Origin of the sequence: Streptomyces scabichelini (assembly GCF_011045015.1) — a bacterium.
Lineage (GTDB): Bacteria > Actinomycetota > Actinomycetes > Streptomycetales > Streptomycetaceae > Streptomyces > Streptomyces scabichelini.
Genome location: NZ_JAAKZY010000005.1, coordinates 20,394 through 44,178 on the forward strand (window position 1 = coordinate 20,394; position 23,785 = coordinate 44,178).

A 23,785-nucleotide genomic window follows, 5' to 3' on the forward strand; every position below is an offset into this window, starting at 1 on the left:
TCAGCGCCCCTCGTTGTCGGTGTTCCGGCCGGAGCCGTCGAGGACGGACCGTCGGATGTGCTCGGCGGCGGCTTCGACGCCGAGGGAGCCGCTCACCACCTCGTCGAGGACGTCGTCGATCCGCGCGTCCGGCAGACCGTCCTCCGGCTCCCCGTCGGCGACGGGGTGGCTGTCGGGGAGACGGCCGTCGACCGGCCGCTCCGCGATCCAGTACCGCTCTCGGGCGAACGGGTATGTGGGCAGCGGGACGACGCGCCCCACTCCCGCCGGATGGAGCACGTCCCAGTCCAGCTCGAAGCCGTTCACCCACAGGTCGAGCACCTTGGCGTACTTGCCCTTGGCCAGCCACGTCCCGACGACCGCGCTCATGTCCGCGTCGGCGGTCAGCGCCGTCAGCGCGCTGTCGGTGCGCGCGGCGCGGCCGCGGTGGAGTCCGGCGCCGTCCCCGGAGCGGTCCAGGAAGGCCCGCAGCCGGTCCCGCAACTCGGCGTACGAGCGGACGACCGTCCCCAGTCGCTCGCTCATGGCCTCGCGTCCGATGTGCAGGGTGTACGCGACATCGGCCAGGGCCGCCCCGGACCGCTCCGTCTCCGGGAGCGCGTCCAGCAGAGCGCTCGCCTGCTCCCGCAGCCGCTCCTCGTCCTTGGCGGACAGGACGATCACGGCCGACTCGCCGTCCGTGACGGCCCCGGGATCCGGCTGGTCACGGACGTACTCCTCGATCACCACGTGGGCGTTGGAACCGCCCGCGCCGAAGGACGAGACGCCGGCCCGGCGCGGCACCTCGGAGCTGACGCCGTCGACGGTGACGACCGGCCGCTTCCATTCCGCCCCCTTGCGCTGGACGACGAACGGCGTCGCGTCGAAGTCGATGTGCGGGTTGAGCTCGTCGGCGTGCAGGCTGGGGGCGAGTTCACCGTGCTGCATCTGCAGCACGGTCTTGAACACGCCCGCGATGCCGGCGGCGGCCTCGGCGTGGCCGATGTTGCTCTTGACGGAACCGATCGCGCAGAACTCCAGATCCTGGGTGTCGTGGGAGAACGCCCGGGTCAGGCCGTTGATCTCGATCGGGTCGCCCAGCGCGGTGCCGGTGCCGTGCGCCTCGACGTAGCTGATCGTGCGCGCGTCGATGCCCGCCCGGTCGAGCGCGTCCCGCACCACCCGGCCCTGTGCGACCGGGTTCGGCACGGTGTATCCGTTCGTGGTGCCGCCGTGGTTGATGCTGGTGCCGCGGATGACGGCGTGGATGTGGTCGCCGTCCCGCTCGGCGTCCTCCAGTCGTTTGAGGACGAGCGCGCCGACGCCCTCACCGGGGACGAAGCCGTTGCCGCCGGCGCCGAAGCTGCGGCACTTGTCCTCGTCGGCGAGCATCTGCAGACCGCACAGATTGATGTAGCTCGACGGATGCAGATAGAGATTCACCCCGCCGGCCACCGCCAGTTCGCAGTCGCCGTGGAGCAGGTGCTCGCACGCCTCGTGGAGCGCCGTCAGCGAGGAGGAGCAGAGCGTGTCGACGGGCATGCTCGGGCCGTTGAGGTTCAGCTTGAACGAGACGCGGTTGGCCGCCGACCCGAAGGAGGTGTACGGCTGGGCGGTGTCGCCGCGGCGCCATCGCTCGGGACCGTAGAGGTTGTGTCCGGCACGGGTGATCCCCACGAAGACGCCGACGCTGGACCGGTGTTCCCGTTCGAGGCGGGCCCGCGTGTAGCCGGCGTTCTCGAAGGCCCGCCACGCCTCCTGGAGGAAGAGCCGCTCCTGCGGGTCGATCTCCGTGGCGTCGTTCGGCGTCATCTCGAAGAACAGCGGGTCGAATTCGGCGAATCCGTCGAGGAAGGCGCCCCACTTGCTGTAGCTCCTGCCCTTCGCCGCGGCGTCCTCCTTGTCCGGCTCGTAGAAGCCGTCGAGCGCCCACCGGTCGGCGGGGATCTCCGTGACGGTGTTCCGGCCTTCGCGCAGCACCGACCAGAAGGCGTCGAGCGTCTCGGCCTGCGGGAAGCGCGCGCTCATTCCCACGATCGCGACGCCGCCGGTGTGCCGGGACAGCGGTGCGGGACGAGCTGCCGTGCGGCCGGCCGCGGGCCGCACCGCGGCCTCGGCCGGCGCCTGCGCGTCCGGGACGGCGGGCCGCGCGGCAGCCGCCGGCGCTCCTTGTTCGGCGGCCGGGTCGTGGCCCACCCCGAGGGCGCGGGCCACGGCCTCGCCCCGCTCGGTGACGAAGTACTCGGTCAGCGCCTCGATCGTGCGGTACTCGAAGAACAGGGTGCTGCTCGTCTCCCCCAGGTCCTTCTTGAGGCCGGTCAGGAGTTGCAGGATGAGAATGGAGTCGATGCCGTAGGCGGACAGCTGCTCGCGGGCGTCGATGGACTCGACCGGGATCAGGAGGGTCCGCGCGACCAACTCCTTCAGGTAGGTGCGCACGGTGTCGGTGAGCACCGCCTCGTCCACCCGGGCCGGAGCGGTCGGGGGCACCGGCTGCGCGACGGCTGACGGCGGTCCGGAGACCGGCGCGGGGAGCGGCTCGGCCGCGGACCGCGGCTGCTCGCCACGAGACCCGCGAATCACCCCGTCACTGAAGCCGACCACTACCTGCTGGCCGAGGGAATGTGCGTCCCGCGCGGGGAACTCGACGTCTACGAAGCCTTCCCACTCCAGCACCGACTGCCACGTCTCAGGCCGCAGGCCGGGCCCCCCGGTTTCGCGCAGATCGCCGTCGTGCGGCCACCAGCCGTCCAGCAGCGCGAACGTCAGCATGCCGAAGACGGTGTAGCCGTCGATCTCGTTGACGACCACGCCCCCACCGGACCGCAACAGCGCTTTGCTGTTCCGCAGTGACGTGCGGATCTCCTCGGTGGCGTGCAGCACGTTGGTCGCGATGACCAGGTCGTACCCGCCCTCGTCGAAGCCCTGCTCGGCGACGGACCGGCCGGCGTCGAAGATCTCGCAGCGCAGGAAGGGATTCCGTGCGCCGAACTCCCGGCGGCCGTGGATGAGGAACGCCTTGGAGAGATCGGTGTAGCAGTATTCGCCGACGTTCTGCTGGTACGGCTGGAGACGGTCCATGACCGTGGCGGTGGTGCCGCCCGTTCCGGCACCGATCTCCAGGATGCGTATCCGGGCTTCGGGATCCTGCGCGAGCCTGCGCTCGACGAGCGCGACGACACAGTCACCGACCACGTCGTTGAAGTAGTCGGCGATCATGTTCCGCTTGTAGATGCCCTCGACCAGGTCCAGCGAGGAGCCGGGGAAGATCACGTCGACAGCGGGGACGGCGCCGATGAGTACCTCCGGCAGCGCGCGCAGCGTCTTGTCGACCAGGTCGACGGACGCGCTCAGTTCGGGGTCCGCGAGCCACTCGCGCCTGCTGCGCTGCCACTCGGCAGCGGTGGCGTCCGGATCGACGGGGTTGGACGCGGCGGCGCGGTAGCAGCCCTCGGACCCGCTCGCCACGAGCCAGCCCTGCCGCGCGAACAGCTTCAGGGTCTCCGACGCCCAGCGGTCGTACTTCTTCAGAATCCCGCCGGCCTGCCGAAAGGAGTCCGCGTCGACGGTGCCCGTCCCGATCCAGCCGCTACCGTGCAGCGCGCACCACAGCAGCCGCAGAAGCAACTCGTCCAGCGTCCGCAGCTTCGACTTGGCCTGGGTCTCCACCGTCCGCAACTGCTCCCCGCGCGCGGGCAGCATCGGGGCGAGCGGCTCGCTCGGGCCCTCCGCCGGGTCAAGGACGCGGATCACTTCGCGATCGGTGTAGCCCTCGAACCGCTCGGGCTCGCTGGTGTTGAGGTAGGCCACCTGCCCGAGCGGAGCGGCCAGCAGCCGCTCGACCGCGTCCATCGCCAGTGCGGGGTCGATGTCGCCGAGGCCCTCGCGCCGGTAGATGCGCTCACGGACGTGCTCCGGCACGTCGAGTCCGCTGCCGACGGCGCCCCAGAAGCCCCAGTTGACCACCTTCACGGCGTACGGGCGTGATTCCGAGAGCCGGCGGGCCAGGGCGTCCTCGAAGGCGTTGCCGGCCACGTAACTGCAGTAGCCCATGGCCGGGTTGACCGACGCGATCGAGGAGAAGAAGAGCATGAAGTCGAGTCCGGCGGCGTCGAAGACCTCCGCCATGCACACGCTGGCATCGACCTTCGCGCTCAGGCCCTGCCTGAACTGCTGCTCGGTCGTGTTGGGCAGGCTCTGGTCCACCAGGCCGAAGGCTGACTGCACCACTCCGTGGACGGTGCCGAACCGCTCCTGGATCCGGGCGTACGCGCCCCGCAGAGAGTCCATGTCGGCGGCGTCGGCCCGGACGTACCACGGCGCTCGGCCGAGCGCGGCCAGCCGGTCGATCTCCGCCTGGATGGCGGCGTCCTTCTCCCGGCGGCCGATCCATACGACCTGGGCCCGGTAGCGCCGGATCAGATCCTCGCTCCAGAGCCGGCCGATGCCCCCGGCCCCGCCCAGGACGACGTAGACCCCGCCCTCCTTGTACGGGGAGCGAGCCGGTGCCAGCAGCTCCACCTGGTACAGGCCGCGCCGGTACCACTGGCCGTCTCGCAGCGCCCGCACGGTGGCGGCCGGGGCCGTGAGCAGCGTACGGGCGGGGAGTTCGTCCGACACGCCCAGGTCGAAGGAGCCCACGCTCCAGTTGGGCAGTTCCTTCGCCATGACCTCGGCCAGGCCCAGCACGGCCGCATCGGCGGGCAGCACCGGCTCGCCCTGCCGCACGGCCTTGGTCTGCCGCGTCACCACGGTCCACGTCAGCTCGTCGGCGCCGTAGCCGAGCTCGAACAGCGCCTTGACCAGCCGGAAGAACGCGACCACTCCGGCGTCGGTGCGGCGCAGCAGCGCGCCGGGCCCGTCGCCCGCGTCCGCCGGGGAGATCCAGACGAGGTGGCGGACCCTGCCGACACCCCGCAGCTGCTCGGTGAGCGATTCGGTGCTCGCCGAGCCGTCAGCGACGAAGTGCGCGTCGGGGCACTCGGCCGCCAGGGCGGCGCGCTCCGTGGCGTTGCCGCCCACGACGACGGTGCCGCTCCGCGTGTCCGGGCCGGGGCCCGGCTCCGGGGCCGGTTCCTCGACCCACAGCGGCGCCAGCGCCAGATGGCCGGCAGCGGTCTGCGAGCTCGGTGCGGGCGTGCGGTCGGCGGTCCGGGCGGGCTCTGTGCGGCGAGGGCTGTCCCCCGAGGGCAGCCAGTGGCGCTGCCGTTGGAAGGGATACGTCGGCAGCGGAACGCGGCGGTAGGTGCCGCTCTCGAAGAGCCGCTCGTACCGGAGCTGGTAACCCTGCAGGTAGAGGGCGCAGACAGCTTCCAGGTGCTCCCGACGGGCCGTCCCGGTCGCGCCGTCGGCGCACTCCCGCAGACAGCTGTCGCCGTACTGCTCCAGAGCTGCCTGCGGGCTCACCGCGTTCTCCGTGAGGTCGGCGGTGCGTACCTCCTGCTCCCGTCCATCCGTGAGCCACCGGCCGAGCAGCTCCACCAGTTGGGCGGTGTCGCGGGCCACGCATGCCAGCCGGACGGGGCAGTGCCGCCGGCCCCGCACCAGGGTCGAGCTGATGTCGCCCAGGTCGGTGTCCGGGTGGCGGCGCAGGTGCTCCACCAGCCGTTCGGCCTGGCTCCGCAACTGCTCCGGGGACAGGGCGGACAGCACCACGAGGTGGTCCTGGACGGGCGCGGTGTCGCGGCGCGGCAGGTCGGGGGCCTCCTCGACCACCACATGGGCGTTGGTACCGCTGAACCCGAAGGAGCTGAGTGCCGCGCGCCGCGGATGGCCGGGCTCGGCCGTCCAGGGGCGGTGCACCGTGTTGACGTAGAACGGGCTGCCCTCGAAGTCGATGTGGGCGTTGCCCTTGTCGAAGTGGAGGCTGCGCGGCAGCTCGCGGTGGCGCAGGGCGAGCAGGATCTTGATGAGCCCCGCCATCCCCGAGGCGGGCGCGGCATGCCCGATGTTGGTCTTGACCGAGCCGATGGCGCAGTACTCGCGTTCGTCGGTGTAGTGACGGAACGCGCGGGTCAGCGCCTGGAATTCGATCGGGTCGCCGAGCTGGGTACCGGTGCCGTGCGCCTCGACCAGCTGGATGCCCGCGGGGTCGATGCCGAAGGTGTCGTACACCTGGCGCTCCAGCCGCTCCTGCGACTTGGCGCTCGGCGCCGTGATGCCGTTGGACGTCCCGTCCTGGTTGATGCCCGAACCGCGGACCACGCCGTGGATGTGGTCACCGTCGGCGAGGGCGTCCCGCAGCCGCTTGAGCATGACGACGCCGGCACCCTCGCCGGGGACGAAGCCGTCCGCGCCCTCGGCGAAGGTGTGGCACTGACCGGTCTCCGAGAGCATCCCGGCCTTGTGGGCGTTCAGGTAGTAGTCGGGGGCGCACTGCGCGGACACTCCGCCGACCAGGGCCGTCTCGACCTCGCCCGTACGCAGGGCCTGGCACGCGAGGTGGAGGGCGACGAGGGATCCGGAGCACGCCGTCTCGACGGCGATCGCGGGACCCTGCAGGTCGAGGAGGTAGGAGAGGCGTGCCGGGATGATCGCCTCGGCATTGCCCCACATGGCCTGCGCGGGGGCGTCCTCGCTGGAGCCGGGCAGGTAGTCACTGACCTGGGTGCCTATGTAGACGCCGCAGGACCGGCCGCGGATGGCGTCACCCGCGTGACCGGCGTCCTCCAGTGCCTTCCACGCCTCCTCCAGCACGATCCGCTGCTGCGGGTCCATGTAGGTGGCTTCGAGGCCGGATATCTGGAAGAACATCGGGTCGAACCGGTCGATGTCGTCCATCAGCGAGGCATACCGGGGGTACGGCGCGCCCGGCGCCACGAAGGCCGACATGTCCCAGCGGGAGATCTCGCCGACCAGGCTGCGGCCGTCGGCGAGGTGCTGCCACAGCTGATCGGTGTCCTTGGCCGTGCCGAACCTCCCGCTCATGCCGATGATGGCGACCGGCTCGCCGGCAGGGTCGGGGACGGCGGCGGACACGGCAGGCCGCGGCGTGCCGGCCACGGCGGGCACGGATACCGCGGCGGGCGCGGTCACCTCGGCAGGCGGGGCCTGCGGCTCGGGTACGGCCGTCGGGGCGGCCGCGGGAATCGGGGCCGCTGCCGGGAGCGGCGACAACGAGTCGAGATGGTGCTCCGCCACGTAGGCCGCCAGCGCGCGCACCGAGCTGTGGTCGAAGAGATCCGTGACGGAGAGCGAGATGCCCAGGTCGGTGCTGAGTTGCTGCGTGAGCTCGACGCCGAGGATGGAATCCACGCCGTAGTCGGCGAAGGAGTCCTCCTCGGCTATCTCCCGGCGATCCAGACCCAGCGACGTCTGGAGCCGCTCGACGATCACGGACCGCACCCGCTCCTGCGCGTCGTCCGCACCCTGCGGCGCGGGGCTGTGCGCGCCGGTCCGCTCGCCGGTCCCGGCCACCACGATCTGGTGACCGGCGTCGTGCACGGGGGCGGCGGGGAAGGACACGGCGGTGAAGCCCTCCTCCTGCAGCACCTGCTGCCAGGTTTCGGGGGCAAGCCCCGGGCAGCCAGGTATGCGCAGGTCGGGGTCCTGGTAGCGCCACCAGCCGTCGAGCAGCCCGAAGGTCAGGTGCAGGAACGGGGTGCGCGTCGCCAGCTCGTTGAGGACGAGTGCGCCGTCCGCGCCCAGCAGCGCCCGCGCGTGCCGTGCCGCCGCCCGGATGTCGCGGGTCGCGTGCAGGACGTTGGTGGCGAGGACGATGTCGTAGCCGCCCTCGTCCAACCCCTGCTCCGCGGGGGCGCGTTCCGCGTCGAACAGCTCGAACCGCAGATACGGGTGGTCGGCGCCGAACTCCTGCCGCCCGTTGCGCAGGAAGTACTGGGAGACGTCGGTGTAGCAGTACTCCGCCACGCTGTCTCGGTACGGCATCAACCGGCGCAGCACCTTCTCGCTGGTGCCGCCGCTGCCGGAGCCGATCTCGAAGATGCGGACACGGTGGGCGGGGTCGCGGTCGAGCAGGGCCTCGACGCGGGCCGCCACCAGCTCCGCCACAAGCTCGTTCAGCGCCGTGGCGCTGTCGCAGTCCCGGTACACACCTCGTACGAGACTCATCGACGACCCGGGGAAGATCACGTCGGTCGCGGGCCGTCGGCCCGCGAGGACCTCGGGCAACGCGCGGATCACCGGCTCCAGCATGTTGACGTAGGGGTTGGCACCTGCGCTCTCCCGGCACACCACCTCCCAGCGCCGCCACACGTCGGCGCCGTCGAGACGCGCTCGGTCGGTCGGGGTGTAGCGCTCGGCGTCGTGCTCGAGGTAGCCGTGCTCGGCCAGGATGCGCAGGCTCTCGGTGAGCCAGCGGTCGTAGCCGCCACCCGGATGCAGGGCGGCCCTCAGGTCGGCGACAGACCCGCCGGCGCGGTTCATCCCCACCGTCCGCAGCTGCAGCAACAGCAGTTCGCAGAGCAGGGCGTCGTCGAAGCCCCGGGCGCTGCCGGAGTCCGCGAGCACGCGCTGCAGCAGCCGGTCGTCCGTGCCGCCGGAATCGGTGGGACGGGTGTCGTCACCGGTCCGCCGCGGAGCAGTGGTCTTCTCCAGGGCGAGCTGGTGGTACGGCCCCGAGAGCAGGAGGTCCAGCGCCGCCATGCCTTCGGCGGGTTCGATGGAGCCGATGCCGCTCTGCTCCATCCGCTGTTGGTACGCGGACGAGGCGACGACGCCGACGCTGCCCCAGTAGCCCCAGTTCATCACCTTCACGGTGGTGGGACGGCTCTGCTGCCACAGCCGGGCGAACGCGTCCTTGAAGACACAGCCGGAGACGTAGTTGCTCTGCCCGGCGGATCGCTGGAAGGAGTTGGTCGAGGAGAAGAACAGCACGAAGTCCAGCGGGGCGTCCGCGAAGACCTGCGCGATGCGGACGCTGACGTCCACCTTCGCGCGCACGGCGGCCCGGAAGCGTTCCTCCGGCATCCTGGCCACGCTCTGGTCGAGCAGCGCGAGCGCCGAATGGACGACGCCGTTGATCTCGGGGAAGCGAGCCCTGATCCGCGCGACGGCGGCCGCCAGCGCCTCCCTGTCCGTGGCATCGGCCTGCACGTACCAGGGTGCCGGTCCCAGGTGGGACAGTTCGTCGATCCTCGCCCTGATGGCCTCGTCCTCGGGACGGCGGCCGATCCAGACCACCTGTGCCCCGTAGGTGCGTACGACGTGCTCGGTCCAGACGGCGCCGAGGCCGCCGGCGCCGCCGATGACCACGTAGACCCGGTCACGCCGGTACGGCACCGCTTCCGCGGGGAGCGCGTCGAACGGCACCGGTGCCAGGGTCTGCCGGAACCAGCGCCCACCACGGTGGGCCCAACTGCCGTCGGACGGCTCCGCCGGCAGGCGCAACGCCTCGCGCAGCACGTCGTCCCGCACTGCCTCCACATCGGCCAGGCGCACCCGCCACCGCGGGTTCTCCTTCGCCAACGACCCAAGGAGGCCGTGCACGCCGGCGTGGGCCGGGTCGATGCGATCGGTGTCGACGACGGCCTGGCTGCGGACCGTGAGGGCGGTCCACTCCAGGTCCCGCTTGTCGTAGCCGAGTGCCAGCAGCGCCTTGGCCAGCCGGAAGCCGGCGTACACACCCTCCTCCTGACGGGTAATCAGGTCCTCGCTCTCCGGCAGCACCTGAGTACCGCCGCCCGCGACCCAGACGACGCCGCCGTAGTGGCCGCCGCGCGCGAGCCGCTCCCGCAGACCGTCGACGGTGTCGTCGGCCCGCAGCAGCAGAACGTCCACGTCCTCCCCGCGCCCGGTGAGGACGGAGGCCAGCTCCTCCGGGTCCGTGCCGACCAGCAGCGTCCGCCCCCGCGGCCCGTCGCCGTCCGCCGAGGGTCCGGGCTGTGCCGGCTCCCAGCGCGGCTCGAGCAGCACCGGGCTCCCGGCGGCGGGCCGCTCCGACGTCGGCGGCAGCTCGGCCGCGGCGCGCAGGGGCCGGGTGCTGAACGCCCTGAACCTCACCCGGACCTCGCCCTGGGCATCGCACAGGTCGACGTCGAACTTGTCGCCGCTCTCCGTGGTGCGCCTGAGCGACGCCCACATGACCGGCTCGCAGGGGCCCAGGATCTCCACCGCTTCGACGGCGTACGGAAGATGGAGGCCGCCGCCGTACCGCAGGCCGACGGAGGCCTGCAGTGCGGCGTCCAGCAGTCCCGGGGGCAGCACTTGGGTGCCCGGGCCGTACTCGGGCGCCTCGGGCAGCGCGAGTTCGGCGAGGACTTGGGCGTCTCCCACGAAGAGCCGCTTCAGCCCCTGGAACGAGGGCCCGTACACGATGCCCTGACGCCGGTAGACGAGATACACCTCCGTCGCGGCCATCTCGTAACGGCCGCACTCGGCCCGCAGTCCCGCGAGATCGAGCCGTGGCCGCGCCGCCGCTCCGCCATGGGACTCGATGCGCCCCTGGCTGTGTACGACGGGGCCGTCGGCGCCGGGGGCCAGGACGCGGTAGCGGGTGACCGCGACGCCGTCCGGCTCCAGTTCGACGTGGAGGTCGACCGGGGTGTCCCCGACCCCGACCGGCCGCAGCCACACGACGTCGCGGAGCGTGACTCCGGCTGCCGGTGCGCTCTGCTGTGCCGGAAGCGCGGCATGGGCGGCGCGGACCAGCTCCAGGTGGGCGACGCCCGGCAGGATCTTCTTCCCGCCCACGACGTGGTCGCGCAGGAAGGACTCCGATCCGGTGAGCAGCGTGTCGAGCCGGCGTCCCGTGGCATCGGCACGGCCGGGTGCGGCCGCGAACATCACGTCCGGTGCCGGCCGCGTCGTGCGCTGCCGCCACAGGCGCTTCCTGGCGAAGGGGTAGCCGGGCAGCTCGACCGGCGCGGTGCGTCGGCCGCCGAACAGGCGGCGCCACTCCAGGTCGTACCCCTGGCAGTACGCCCTCGCCGCGGCGCGCAACGCGTCCCGCACAACGGTGCCGTCGTGGTGCTGTCCGGCCGCCTCCTCCAGCAGCCGGTCCCCGGCCCGCCGGGCCTCGCCGCTCGGCGCGAAGTCCTTGGGCACCTCGCCGGTGAGGACGTCGGGGTCGTGCGCGTCCGCGGACCACGAGCGCAGCAGGCGCACCGCCTCGGCTGCGTCGCGGGCGACGACGGCGCAGCGGTGCCGGAAATGGGGCCTCCCATCGAGCAGCGTCGCACCGACGTCACGCAGGCCGGGCTGCTGCTGCCCGGGGTCCTCCAGGAAGTCGATCAGGTCGGCGACACGCTGCCGCAGCGAATCCTCGGACTTGGCCGACAGGGCCAGCAAGTGGGCGGGCATCTGAGTGACCTCGTTCTCTCCGCCCGCCGGGCGACTCTCGACCACCATGTGCGCGTTGGTGCCGCTCATGCCGAAGGAGCTGATGGCAGCGGTCCTTCGGCGCCCGGCGGCCTGGGGCCATGCCCGGTTCGTCTTGTTGACGAAGAACGGGCTGTCCTTCCAGTCGATGTACTCGTTCTCCTGCGCGCAGTGCAGGGACCCGGGGATCGTCTCGTGGCGCATGGCCTGCAGGACCCCGATGAGGCTGACGAGCCCGGAGGCCGCGAGCGTGTGCCCGACGTTCGGCTTCACGGACGTCAGGGCGCAGTACCGCCGCTTGTCGGTGAAGCCCCGGAAGACGTCGTTGAGCGCGTTGACCTCGACTGGGTCGCCGAGCCGCGTGCCGGTGCCGTGGGCGACCACGTACTCGATGTCGGCCGGGTCGACGCCGTGCCGCCGGTAGGTGTCGCGGAGCAGCGCGACCTGGGCGTCGCCGTTCGGGGCGGTGATGCCGTTGGACCTGCCGTCGTAGTTGATGCCGCTGGCACGGATGACGCCGTGGATGCGGTCGCCGTCGGCCACAGCGGCCGAGAGCCGCTTCAGCACCACGACGGCGACGGCCTCGCTGAGCACCATGCCGTTCGCGCGCTTGTCGAAGGCGTAGGTGACGCCGTCCTCGGACAGCATTCCGGCCTGCCGGGTACGGGTCAGCAGCTGCGAGGTCGTGATCAGGCTGACGCCCGCGGCCAGAGCGACGTCGGACTCGCCGTTGCGGATGCTCGCACACGCCTGGTGAGCGGCCACAAGACCCGACGAGCACGCCGTGTTGACGGCCATCACGGGCCCGCTCAGGTCGAGCAGGTACGACAGGCGGGCGGCGAGGATGCCGTCGTGGTTGGCGGTGACGCTGCCCGTCTCGGGGTCCAGGGTGTCGTAGTCACCCTGCTCGACGCCCACGAACATGCCGATCCTGCGGGTCGCCGCGGGTGTCCAGCCCGCGTCCTCGAGGGCGCGCCACGATTCCTGCAGCAGCAGCCGCTGGCGCGGGTCCAGGCTCCGCGCCTCGTTGGGGGATATCTCGAAGAACAGCGGGTCGAACTCGTCCGGTCCTGACACCTGCCCGACGCGGAATGCCGCGAAGGAGCTGTCCTGCGGCTCGCCCCACAGGTCGAGGCGCTCGCGCGCGACGGGGCTGACGACGTCGCGGCCCTCCGCGAGGACGGACCACAGCTCGGAGGGGTTGTCGGCGCCGGGGAACCGCCCGCTCATGCCGATGACGGCGATGGCGTCGTCGTCCTCCGTACGCGTCTCCCGGACGCCGCGGTCCGCGCCCGCGTCCGGGGTGCCGCCCGGATCGCCGACGGGCCCCGGCCGGCCGACGGGGCCCGGCTCGTCCTGTGGCGGTGCGGGCTCCGCCTCTGCGGGTCCGGAGACGGTGTCGTCGACGCCGCGGTCGCCGTAGAACGCGGCCAGGAGATCCTTGTGCTCGGTGGCGAAGTACTCCCTCAGTTTCCGCAGCGTGGAGCGGCTGTAGAAGAGGGCGGGCGTGACCTCGACGCCGAAGTGCTTGCCGAGCCCGGTGGCCAGTCCGGCCAGACTCACCGAGTCGAAGCCGTAGTCGGCGAGGTTGTCGTCCTCGTAGAGCCGGTCCGGGGACAGGCTGACCGCGCCGCTGACGATCTGCCGCAGGTCGTGCGCGAGGCGTTCCTCGACAACGGGGGCCGACGCCGTGTTCGGGCCGCCCACGACCGCGGTGACGGCGGGGCGGGCCGCGGTCGCCGCCGGTCGCGCCGGGGCGGCGGCCGGAGGCGTCAGCCCCAGGAAGCGCGACACCCGGCTCGGATCGCCGACCAGGATCATGTGCTGAGCGGCCTCCTGGGCCAGCAGCCGCTCGAACAGGGCGATGCCGTCCGCTGTCTCCAGGAAGTCCTGGCCGCTCGACTTCAGCAGCATCGTGGTGGTGTCGTGGTCGAAGCCCATGCCGCCCTCGCGCCACAGCGGCCAGTTGACGACCACGGTCCGGCCGGACAGGCGGCCCGCGCGCACCTGGGCGTCGCGGTGTCGTGCGTACGACATCTGGAAGCGGTTGCCGACCGCGTAGTCGCAGGTGCCGAAGTCGCCGATGACGGCGGCGGTGGAGGAGAAGTAGCAGACGAAGTCCAGCTCTTCACCCGCCAGCACCTCGTCCAGCGCGATCGTCCCCCGGATCTTGGGGTCAAGGACGTCCTCGAAGGAACGCAGATCCTTCCGCAGGATGCTGCCCTGCCCCTGGACACCGGCCGCGTGGACGACGCCGTGCAGTGCCCCGAAGCGCTCGTGCGCCTGTGCCACGGCCCGCTTCATCGCGTCCGCGTCGCAGCTGTCCGCCTGGACGTACACGATCCGCTGCCCGGCGCCGAGTCCGCGCAGCGCCTCCTGGCGTGCCTCGTCCAGCGGGGAGCGGCCGGTCAGGACGAGGTTCGCCGCGAAGTGCTCCGCGAGGTGCCGGGCCACGATCAGCCCGAGCCCACCGCAGCCGCCGGTGATCAGGTAAGTGCCGCCGTGCCGGAGGGCACCGGAGCGGTTCTCGTCGAGCGTGGTCTCACGGACGCGGCTCACGAAGCGGCCGCCCGAGTGGTACAGCGCGCTGACCGCCCGCTCTTGACGCAACTCGGCGACCAGCCTCGCCACCCAGGCGGCGGTGTCCGCCGGCCGCAGTGGATCGGCGGCGTCCTGGAGCACGGCCACCACGGACAGCTTCGGCATCACCATGCCCAGCGATCGCTCGAAGCCGAGGTGCGCCTCCAGCAGCGCGCGCTCCCGGCCGTCGCGGTACTGCCCGGCCACCATGCAGCGGCGTACGTCGAGCCCGGAGCCGGCGATGGCCTGAACCGTCAGGACGACGTCACCGAAGTCGCCGTCGACGGCTCCTGGTTCGAGCGCCTCCATGCTGACGACCGCGTCGACGGGAGCGGGTCCGGCCGCGATGTCCCGGAAGGCTTCCAGGTAGTCCTGGGCCGAACCGCGGCGGACCTCGTAGCGGTCAGGGTGTGTCTTCCGACAGGTGTCTCCGTGTCCGACGAAGACCGTGTGGAGGCCGGGGTCGAGTTCCCGTGCGGCCCGCGCGATCGCCTCCTGACGCTCCGCTCCGGTGCACAGGAAGACGATGCCGTGCGGCGCACGCTCGGTGCCCGCGTCCAGAGGCGCGGGCTCCCAGTCCTCCACGAAGGCGAGTGGCCGGGTCCGTTCCTCGGCGGACCGGTCCGCGTGCGCCACGGCTCCGGCCGCCGCTGCCGGCTCGGCCGGGGCCACCGTCCGCGGCGGCTGGGGCGCGAGCGCGGGAGGCGCGTCGAGCCAGTGGCGTTCCTGGACGAACGGGTACGTCGGCAGGGAGATGCGGAGCGGCTCGGTGTGGCGGGCGAGGGACGTCCAGTCGAGGGCCAGGCCCTTCACCCAGACGTTGGCCAGCTTGTCGTGCCGGCCCTGGGCGAGCCACTGCTGTACCAGGTCCCGCATCTCCTCGTCGGCTTCGAGGAGAGCGACGGCGTCCTTGTTCTGCCGCACGCCCCCGCGGAAGACGTTCGCGGTCTCCTGATCACCGTCGAGGAACGCACGCAGTCGCTCGCGCAGCGCTTCCCGCCCGTCGGCGATCAGGGCCAGGCGTTCCTCCATGGGCTCGCGGCCGACCTGGAGGGTGTAGGCGATGTCCGCCGGATCGGCGTCGTGGCCAGCCCCGGCCAGCCACGTGAGCAGTGCCTGGGCCTTCTCCCGCAGCCGCTCGTCGTCCTTCGCCGACAGCACCAGCAGCTCCGGACGCGGGGCCCGGGCCGGACGTGCGGGCCGCTCGGGCCCGGGCTGGTACTCCTCGATGATCACGTGCGCGATGGCGCCGTGCGCGCCGAACGACGAGACGCCGGCGATCCGGGGCAGGGTCCGCTGCACCCCGTCGACCGTCCGGGTGGGCCGCTCCCACGGTTCCAGCCTGCGCTGTACGTAGAAGGGCGAGTTCGGGAAGTCGATGTACGAATTCAGCTGCTCGGAGTGGAGGGAGGGCACGAGCATCCTGTGCCGCATCTGGAGCAGGACCTTGGTGACGGCGACGACGCCGGCCGCGCCCTCCAGGTGACCGATGTTGGACTTCACAGAACCGATCGGGCAGTACTGCTTCCTGTCGGTGTGCTTGCGGAACGCCCGGGTCAGACCGGTGACCTCGATCGGGTCGCCGAGGGCGGTGCCCGTGCCGTGGCCTTCCACGTAGCTGATGTCCTCGGCCGAGAGCCCGGCATCCGCCAGCGCGGCCGCGACCATGTCCGCCTGCGCCAACGGGTTGGGCACGGTCATGCCGTTCGTCTTGCCGCCGTGCACCGTGGCGACGCCTCGGATCACACCGTGGATGTGGTCCCCGTCCTCGACCGCCTGGTCGAACGGCTTGAGCAGGACGCAGCCGACGCCCTCGCCGGGTACATAGCCGGTGCCGCCCTCGCCGAACGAGCGGCAGCGTCCGTCCTCGGAGAAGAAGTTCATCTGGCTGAGCGAGACGTACTTGTTGGGGTGCAGCGACAGATTCGCGCCGCCGGCGAACGCGAGCGACGAGGAGCCGTTCCGGATGCTCTCGACCGCCATGGCGATCGCGTAGAGCGACGAGGAGCAGGCGGTGTCGACGGTCAGGCTCTGCCCGTGCAGGTCGAAGAAGTAGGAGACGGCGTTGGAGGCGGCGGCGCGGTCGGACAGGACGACGTCCTCGCCGCTGTACAGCTGGTACTCGTTCCACATCATGCCCAGGTAGACACCGACCTTGCGGGCCTTGTCGGGGCTGAGGGACTTGCGTGTGTACCCCGCGTCCTCCATCGCCTCCCAGGCGGACTGGAGGAACAGCCGGGTCTGGGGGTCGGTCAGTGCGGCCTGGTTCGCCGACATGTTGAAGAACAGCGCGTCGAAGTTCTCGGCGCCGTCGATGAAGCCGCCCCATTTGCTGGAGCTCTTGCCGGGTGTCTTCTCGGCGGCGTAGTACAGGTCCTTGTCCCACCGGTGCGGCGGGATCTCCTCGATGCAGTCCTGGCCGCGCTCCAGCACCTTCCAGAACTCGTCGAGGTTGCGCGACTTCGGGTACCGGCCGCTCATGCCGATGATCGCCACGTCACGCGGGCGTCCCGCGGCCCGGCCGTTCGCCTTCTTCGCCGACGGTGCCTCGCCGGGGTCCGGGGCGCCGGTCCTCACCTCCGCGAACCGGCCCTGCGGCGTGACCGGCCGGGAGGGCACGGCGACCCCGGGCGCGCTCTTCGCCGGCGCTTCCGGAGCCGCCGCGGTGGACCGCGCCGACCCCAGAAGCTCGGTCAGGCGTGCCGCCTGGTGCTCGGTGAAGTACTCCGCCAGTTCCTGGATCGTGCGGTACTCGAAGAACAGCGTTCCCGGAAGGGAGTCGAAGTCCTTCGTCAGAAGCCGCATCAGCTCCATGATCTGGATGGACTCGATGCCGTACTCCCCCAGCTCCGCGGCGGCGTCGATCCGCGCCTTCGGAATGTGGAAGACCTGCGACAACCGGTCCCTCAGATACTCGACCGTCCGGGTGAACATCTCACCCGTGTCCTCCACAGGCGCCGGTTCCACGCCCTTCGTGACGGCCGTGGGCTCGTTCACGGTCACCGGCTCCGGCTCGGCACCGGCCCGTTCAGCCCCGGCCCGCTCGGCCCCCGCGACCCGCAGGACCTTCTCGATCTTCCGACGCTCGCCCTTCGTCACGACGACCTGGGTCTCGTCGGACATCAGGATCTCCAGCAGCGCCCCGATACCCTCCTCGGTCCGCAGCCCTCGCATACCCGAGTGGTCGTGGTAGAGGGTCTTCGCCGGGCCGTCCTCGGCGAGCTCGCCGAGCATGCCGCCCTCGTCCCAGTACGGCCAGTTGACCGATACGCTCCTACCGTGCCGCAGGCCCTGCGCCCGCAACTCCTCCCGGTGCCGGACGTAGCCGTCGAGGAACCGGTTGGCCGCGGCGTAGCTTCCCTGTCCGAAGTCGCCGACGTAGGCGGCGATGGACGAGAACACGAGGAAGAAGTCGAGCGGGTCCTCGGCGGTCAGTTCGTCGAGATGGACGGTCCCGTGCGTCTTCGGCGCCAGGACCCCCTCGAATTCGGCCCAGTCCACGTCCAGGACGCCTGTACCGCCCATGACGCCCGCGCCGTGGAAGACACCGTCCAGATTGCCGAATCGTTCCCGCGCCGCGTCGAGCGCCGTGCTCACACCGTCGCGGTCGGCCACGTCACAGGCGAGGTAGAGGATTTCGGCCCCGGCGGCCTCCAGTGCGGCGAACTCCTCCCGCAGCGAGGCGTCCGGCTCCCGGCGGCCGAGCAGGACGAGCCGCGCACGGCACTCCCGTGCGAGGTACCTGCCCAGGTGCAGGCCCAGGGCCCCGGCGCCACCGCTGAGCAGGTAGACGCCGCCCTCCTTGAGAGGCAGCTCGGAGGCACCGCTGCGCGCTCGCGCGGTCCACGGCCGCAGCACCCGCTCCGAGCGGGCGCCGTCGGCGTGCCGGATCTCGTGCCAGCCTCGCGGGGCGGAGCCCTCCGCCCGGCCGAGCTCACGCAGCACGCTGCCGGCGACGGCGTCCGCGTCCCCCGTGTCGGCGACCTGGAGGCTTCCCACCCGGAACAGGTGGTCGACCGCCGTCATGGCACGGCCGAAGCCCAGAAGCGCCTCCGCTGCCGCCCGCTGCGGCCCGGCCCGGTCCGGCAGCACGGAAAGGTACTGGACCTCCTGCTCGGTCCCGCTCCGGTGCACGGACCGGAACAGGTGCAGCAGGCCCTTCAGCTCGATCGTGAGGTCGGACGGGTCCGGGGTCAGCGGCCAGAAGTTGACGATCGCCCGCGGTGACAGGTCACGTTCGCCCAGGGTCCGCAGAAGCCGGTCGAAGTCCTCGGCACTGCGGCGGTCCACGGTGAACAGGTCCGGTCCCGACTCCTGGAACGCGCTTCCGCTCCGCACACGCACGACGCGGCCCACGTACTCCGACCCGAGTCGGGTGCCGCGCGTGTCCTCGTCGTCGAGGATGAGCAGGGTACGCCCGGCGCCGGGGGACTCCGCCTCGCGGGCGGAGCGGGCGTCGGTGTCGGCATCGGTCCAGCGCGGGACGTAGTAGTGCAGCTTCTCGCTCTTGTCGGCCGTGAACTCCTTGAACACCAGGCCGGTGAGACGGACGCACTCGATGCCGCTGTCGTCGCAGATCGCGAGGTCGACACTCATCGTGCCGTCACGAGCGATCCGGTGGACGGTGGCATGGCAGTAGGACTGCCGCGGAATCGGTGCGAAGACCACGAGCTCTTCGAGGCTGAACGGAATGCGCAGCACGCCGTCCTGCTCCCCGATGCCGCGCAGCGCGTTGAGCGCGGCATCGAACAGCGAGGGATGCAGGGTGAAGCGGGGGTGCTCCTCTTCGAGGCCGTCGCCCAGCACGATCCGGGCCAGGGCCTCGGTCTCGCCGCAGTACAGCGTCTCCATCGCCTGGAAGGTCTCGCCGTACCCGAATCCCAGTTCCCGGAGGCTCGCGAAGATCTCGGCGTTCTCGCGGCGGGTGGTGCACCGCGCCTTGATCGCGGGGATGTCGATCGCGCCACGCGGCCGCGTGGGCCGGTCGGCTGCGTAGCCCGCCCGGCCCTGGGAGAAGACCGTGCGTTCTCCCTCGGTCCCGTCGTGGACGACGAACTCCAGCGCGTCCTGTTCGAGCGGAGTCAGCTCGATGTGCACGGTCCGGGACGCACCGTCCATGACGATCGGACGGCCCCAGATGATGCCGCGCAGGGTGACGCTGTCGGAGCCGGTGGCCAGCCGGGATGCGGTGTACGCCATCTCCATGTGGGCGACTCCGGGCAGCAGGATCTTCCCGTCCACGACGTGGTCGCGCAGGAAGAACTCGCTCGCCGACAGGCATTTGGCGAAACGCTGCGACCGGAGTGTGGAGATGTTGCTGTCCAGCAGCGGGTGCAGCACGGTGGACGCGGGAAGGGTGTTCGGCAGCGCCGCGCGGCCGGACCTCGCCGAGTCGGCCCAGTAGGTCTCGCGGGCGAAGGGGTAGCCGGGCAGCGACACGCACGGGAGCGGCCGGTCGCCGAAAAGGTTCTCCCAGGCCAGCTCGTAACCCTGACAGTAGAGGTCGGCCAGAGCCCGGACCGCGTCCCGGTACCGGGTGTCCCGGTCTCCCGCGCGGACGCGTCCTATCAGCTCGTTCCCGTACTCGGTGAGCGCGTTCTGCGGGCGGAAGTCCCTCCCGGGCAGCCCGCGGAACACCTGGGGGGCCTTCTTGCCGTCGAGAACCTGCTGCAGCAGCCGCTCGGCGTCCTGGGGGGTGTCCGCGACCAGCGCACAGCGGTGCGCGAAGTGGTGCCGCCCCGCGAGCAGGGTGCTGCTGATCCGCCCGAGCCCGACGTCATCGGCCCCACCGGCCCGGAGGAAGGCGAGCAGGTCCGCCACCCGCGTCCTGAGCGCCTCCTCGGTCTTCGCCGACAGCGCGAGCAGGTACGAGGGCCGGGAGACGGCCGGATGCCCGGCCGATCCGTCGCCGTGGCTCTCCACCACGACGTGGACATTCGTCCCGCTGATGCCGAAGGAACTGACGGCGCCCGTCCGTTCCCGCCCCGGTCGGGCCGGCCACGGCCGGGCCTCCTTGTTGACTCGGAACGGGCTGCGCGTCCAGTCGATGTACTCGCTCTCCTGCTCGGAGTGCAGACTCGCGGGCACCGTCCGATGCCGCAGGGCCTGCACCAGGGCGATCAGGCTGACCACGCCCGAGGCGGCCAGGGTGTGCCCGATGTTCGTCTTGACCGAGGTCAGGGCGCAGTACTGGGTCTTGTCGGTGTGCCGGCCGAACGCCTCGGTCAGCGCGTTCACCTCGATGGGGTCACCCAGCCGGGTGCCCGTGCCGTGGGCGATCACGTGCTCGATGTCGGCCGGTTCGACGCCGAACCGCTGGTACACGGAGTCGAGCAGGGCGACCTGTGCGGGCTGGCTGGGCGCGGTGATGCCGTTGGTGCGGCCGTCGTGGTTGAGGCCGCTCGCCGTGATGACCGCGTGCACCCGGTCACCGTCGGCGAGGGCCTTGGCCAGCGGCTTCAGTACGACGGCGGCGATCGCCTCGCCCATCACCATGCCGTTGGCACGCTTGTCGAAGGCGTGGCAGACCCCGTCGGGCGACAGCATCCCGGCCTGGGTGGCGTGCTCGTAGAACTGGGGCCCGGCCAACAGGCTGACGCCCGCGGCGACCGCCGTGTCGCACTCACCGCTGCGCAGGCTCAGGCACGCCTGGTGCACGGCTGCCAGACCGGCCGAGCAGGCCGTGTTGACGGTCAGGACCGGCCCGGAGAAGTCGAGGAAGTAGCTGAGTCGCGCGGCCAGGATTCCGTCGTGGCCGGAGGTCAGCGTCTGTTCGTCCTCGGCCAGACCCGGGTAGTCGCTCTGTTCGGCGCCGACGAACATGCCCATGGTGTTGTCGCGGAGTTGCTTCGCCCCGTATCCGGCGTCCTCCAGGGCCCGCCAGGACTCCTGCAGCAGCAGACGCTGCCGGGGGTCCATGTGCTCGGCTTCCTTGGGGGAGATCTCGAAGAAGAGCGGGTCGAACTCGGCCTCGCCGGGTAACCATCCGCCCCTGACCTCCGAGGCGCCGGCGACGCCGGCCCAGTTGCCCAGCCGGTGCGCGGGGATCGGCGTCACGGCCTCCCGGCCCTCGGCGAGCAACTGCCAGAATTCGTCGACCGTGCGGGCCTGTGGAAAGCGGCCGCTCATACCGATGACGGCTATACGGTGGTCGCCGTCATCACGGGCATCGGCTCCGGGCGGCGTCGCAGGGCGGGGCGCAGGGGCGGACTCGTCCCGTGTAACGGTGGACGCCTCTCCCGCGGCGGGGGCCGTCTCGTCGACGGTGTTCTCGTCGGCGGCCGCGTACTTCCCCACCACGGCGTCGGCGTACTGCTCCTCGAGGAGACGGTCCCTGAGCATCTCCAGGGTGAAGTATCCGTAGAAGAGCGACGGCGCGACGTCGATGCCGTAGTGCTCGCTCAGCCGAAGGGCGAGCTGCGTGTTGCCGACCGAGTCGCACCCGAGGTCGGACAGCCGGTCCCGTGGATGGATCTCGTCGGCGGAGAGCTTCAGCACGTCGCTGACGAGGCTGCGGAGATCCGCCTCGACACGTTCCCGGACGTCGGTGTCCGTCCGCTCCCCCCGGCGTGTTCGCGCGGTCTTGTCCGGCACGAGCCCCCCCTGCTTGATATCGGACTCCGGCTCCTCGCCCGTCGCGGACGCCGGCGTCCCGGTGGGAGCGTTCTCCTCTGCGGCGTCCGGTGTGATCCAGAAACGGTGCCGGTCGAACGCGTAGGTCGGCAGCCGAAGCCGCCGTCCCGGGAACGACGTGAACAGGGCCTCCCACCGGTGGTCGTGTCCTTCGGCGAAGGACTCCGCCAGGTCCAGCAGCCGCTCCCGGTACTCGGCGGCGGGGAGATCGGTGCCGAGGTCGAACTCGACCTCGTCGGCGGGCCGCAGTGCTCCGGCCGGCTCGCTGTCCGAGGGCGTGCCCGCCGGCTCGTGGAAGCAGTCGTCGGCTCGCCCGGTGTCGAGCAGCAGGGTCAGCTTCGCCCGGAGGTCGTCATGGTCGCGCACGACCAACGTGGTCCGGCGGTCGAGGTGTTCCCGGCCCAGGAGCAGCGTGGCACTGAGGTCGTTCAGGTCGGCCTGGGCACCGTCGCCGTCGAGCCATTCCCGCACATCGCGGAGCCGCCGACGGAGCGCGGTGCCAGTTCTGGCGGACACGCAGACGAGGTACGCGTGGCGGTCCTGCGGATCGGCCGGTGCGGTGGTCGGCGCCTCTTCGAGCACGACGTGGGCGTTGGTGCCGCCGATACCGAACGAGCTGACGCTCGCGCGACGGGGCAGCGGTTCACCGGCCTGCGAGAGCAGCGGTTTCCACTCATGCAGCCGGTCGACGATGTGGAAGGGTGTGCCGTCCAGGTCGATGCGCGGGTTCAGCCGCTGGAAGTCCCGCAGAGCGGGCAGCTGCCGGTGCTCCAGCGCGAGCAGCACCTTGATCAGGCCGGCGATCCCGGCAGCGGCTTCCAGGTGGCCGATGTTGGGCTTGACCGAGCCCAGCCCGCAGTAGTTGTGCTCACGCGGGTCCGCCGTCTCACTGCGCGCTCGGCGGAAGCCCTCGACCAGCCCCTCGATTTCGACCGGATCGCCGGTCGGCGTGCCCGTGCCGTGCGCCTCGACGTACCCGATGGTCTCGGGGGAGACGCTCGCCCGGACGATGGCGTCGGCGACGACCTGCGCCTGCGCGTCGTCGCTGGGATAGGTGAGGGTGCGTGTCCTGCCGCTGTGGTTCACGGCGCTGCCCTTGATGACGCCGTAGATGTGGTCACCGTCGCGCACAGCGTCCGCGAGGGGCTTGAGCAGGACGGTGCCGCCGCCCTCCCCGCGCACATAGCCGTCGGCTCGCTCGTCGAAGGGATGGCACGAGCCGGTGGGCGACAGCATGCCGGTCTTGGCGAAGGAGGTGTGCCGAGCCGGGGTCAGTACGAGGTTGATCCCGCCGGCGAGCGCGAGTGCGCACTCGCCTTGCTGCAGGGACTGGACCGCGAGGTGGAGGGCGTGCAGGGAGGCGGACGACGCCGTGTCGACGACCACACTGGGGCCGTGGAAGTCGAAGAAGTGGGAGATCCGGTTGGCGATGACGGCGCCGATCGTTCCCGTGGAGTGGTGCGCCGCGACCTCGCGCAGCTGCCTCTCCTGCAGCTCCTTGTAGTCCAGGTTGAACGAGCCGATGAACACCCCTACGTCGCGCCCAGAGAGAGCGCTGGGCGCGATGGCGGCGTCCTCAAGACAGGACCAGGCGAGTTCCAGCATGATCCGCTGCTGCGGGTCGGTGCTCTCCGCCTCCAGCGGGGAGAGGCGGAAGAACTGCGCGTCGAAGGCGTCCACATCGTCGATCAGGCCGGCCCATCTGCCGGGAGGGCGCCCCGCATCTTCGCCGCAGGCCTCCGCCGACCCGCCTCTCCCCATGTCCCATCGGGCCTGTGGCACTTCACCGACCTGCGACCGGTCGTTCCTGATCACGTCCCAGAATTGGCGGTGGTCGTCCGCCCCGGGAAATCGACAGGCCATGCCGATGACAGCTATGGGGACATGCTGCGACATCACTGGAGACTCCCCTTATCGTTCGCGATGTTGTGGACCACCACCGTGGCCGCCCTTTACCGAACCCGGGCACGCCGAACCGGCAGAAACCTCTCCTGGTGAGCGGCTCGAACCGTGGACGCTGCCTGGCTGCGTCGCAGCCGGCTGCCGGCCTCCCCCGCCGGGGTGCCGCTGTCAGATCTCACTGGCTCCGCGTGGCCGCGGTGGCTGCTGCCTTCCCTGGGAGTGTGTGCGTTCACCGACCGCAGCGCGCATCCCGACGGACAGGAAGGCCACGAGGTACGCCTGTACTGGGGACCACGTTGTCCCATGTGCCCGAGGCCGGCAGCTGTGCCGCCTCGAAGGCAGGTTGACACTCATGGCGGTGGTGTCACGCGCGAGGGGGCGACTGCATCGTCACGCCCCGGTCAACAGCTGTGCG

At 71.3% G+C, this 23,785-nt stretch carries 1 protein-coding gene; it reads right to left on the bottom strand.

Annotation, left to right across the window (positions count from 1 at the left end; translation table 11 throughout):
- Positions 1-23,364 (bottom strand): SDR family NAD(P)-dependent oxidoreductase, encoded by a 23,364-nt coding sequence (locus G5C60_RS02590; protein ID WP_165254515.1) that lies wholly within the window; start codon positions 23,362-23,364, stop codon positions 1-3.
- Positions 23,365-23,785 lie beyond the last annotated feature (421 nt).

Coding starts and splice junctions, on each gene's coding strand:
- G5C60_RS02590 (WP_165254515.1), bottom strand. CDS start 23,364: ATGTCGCAGCATGTCCCCATAGCTGTCATCGGCATGGCCTGTCGATTT.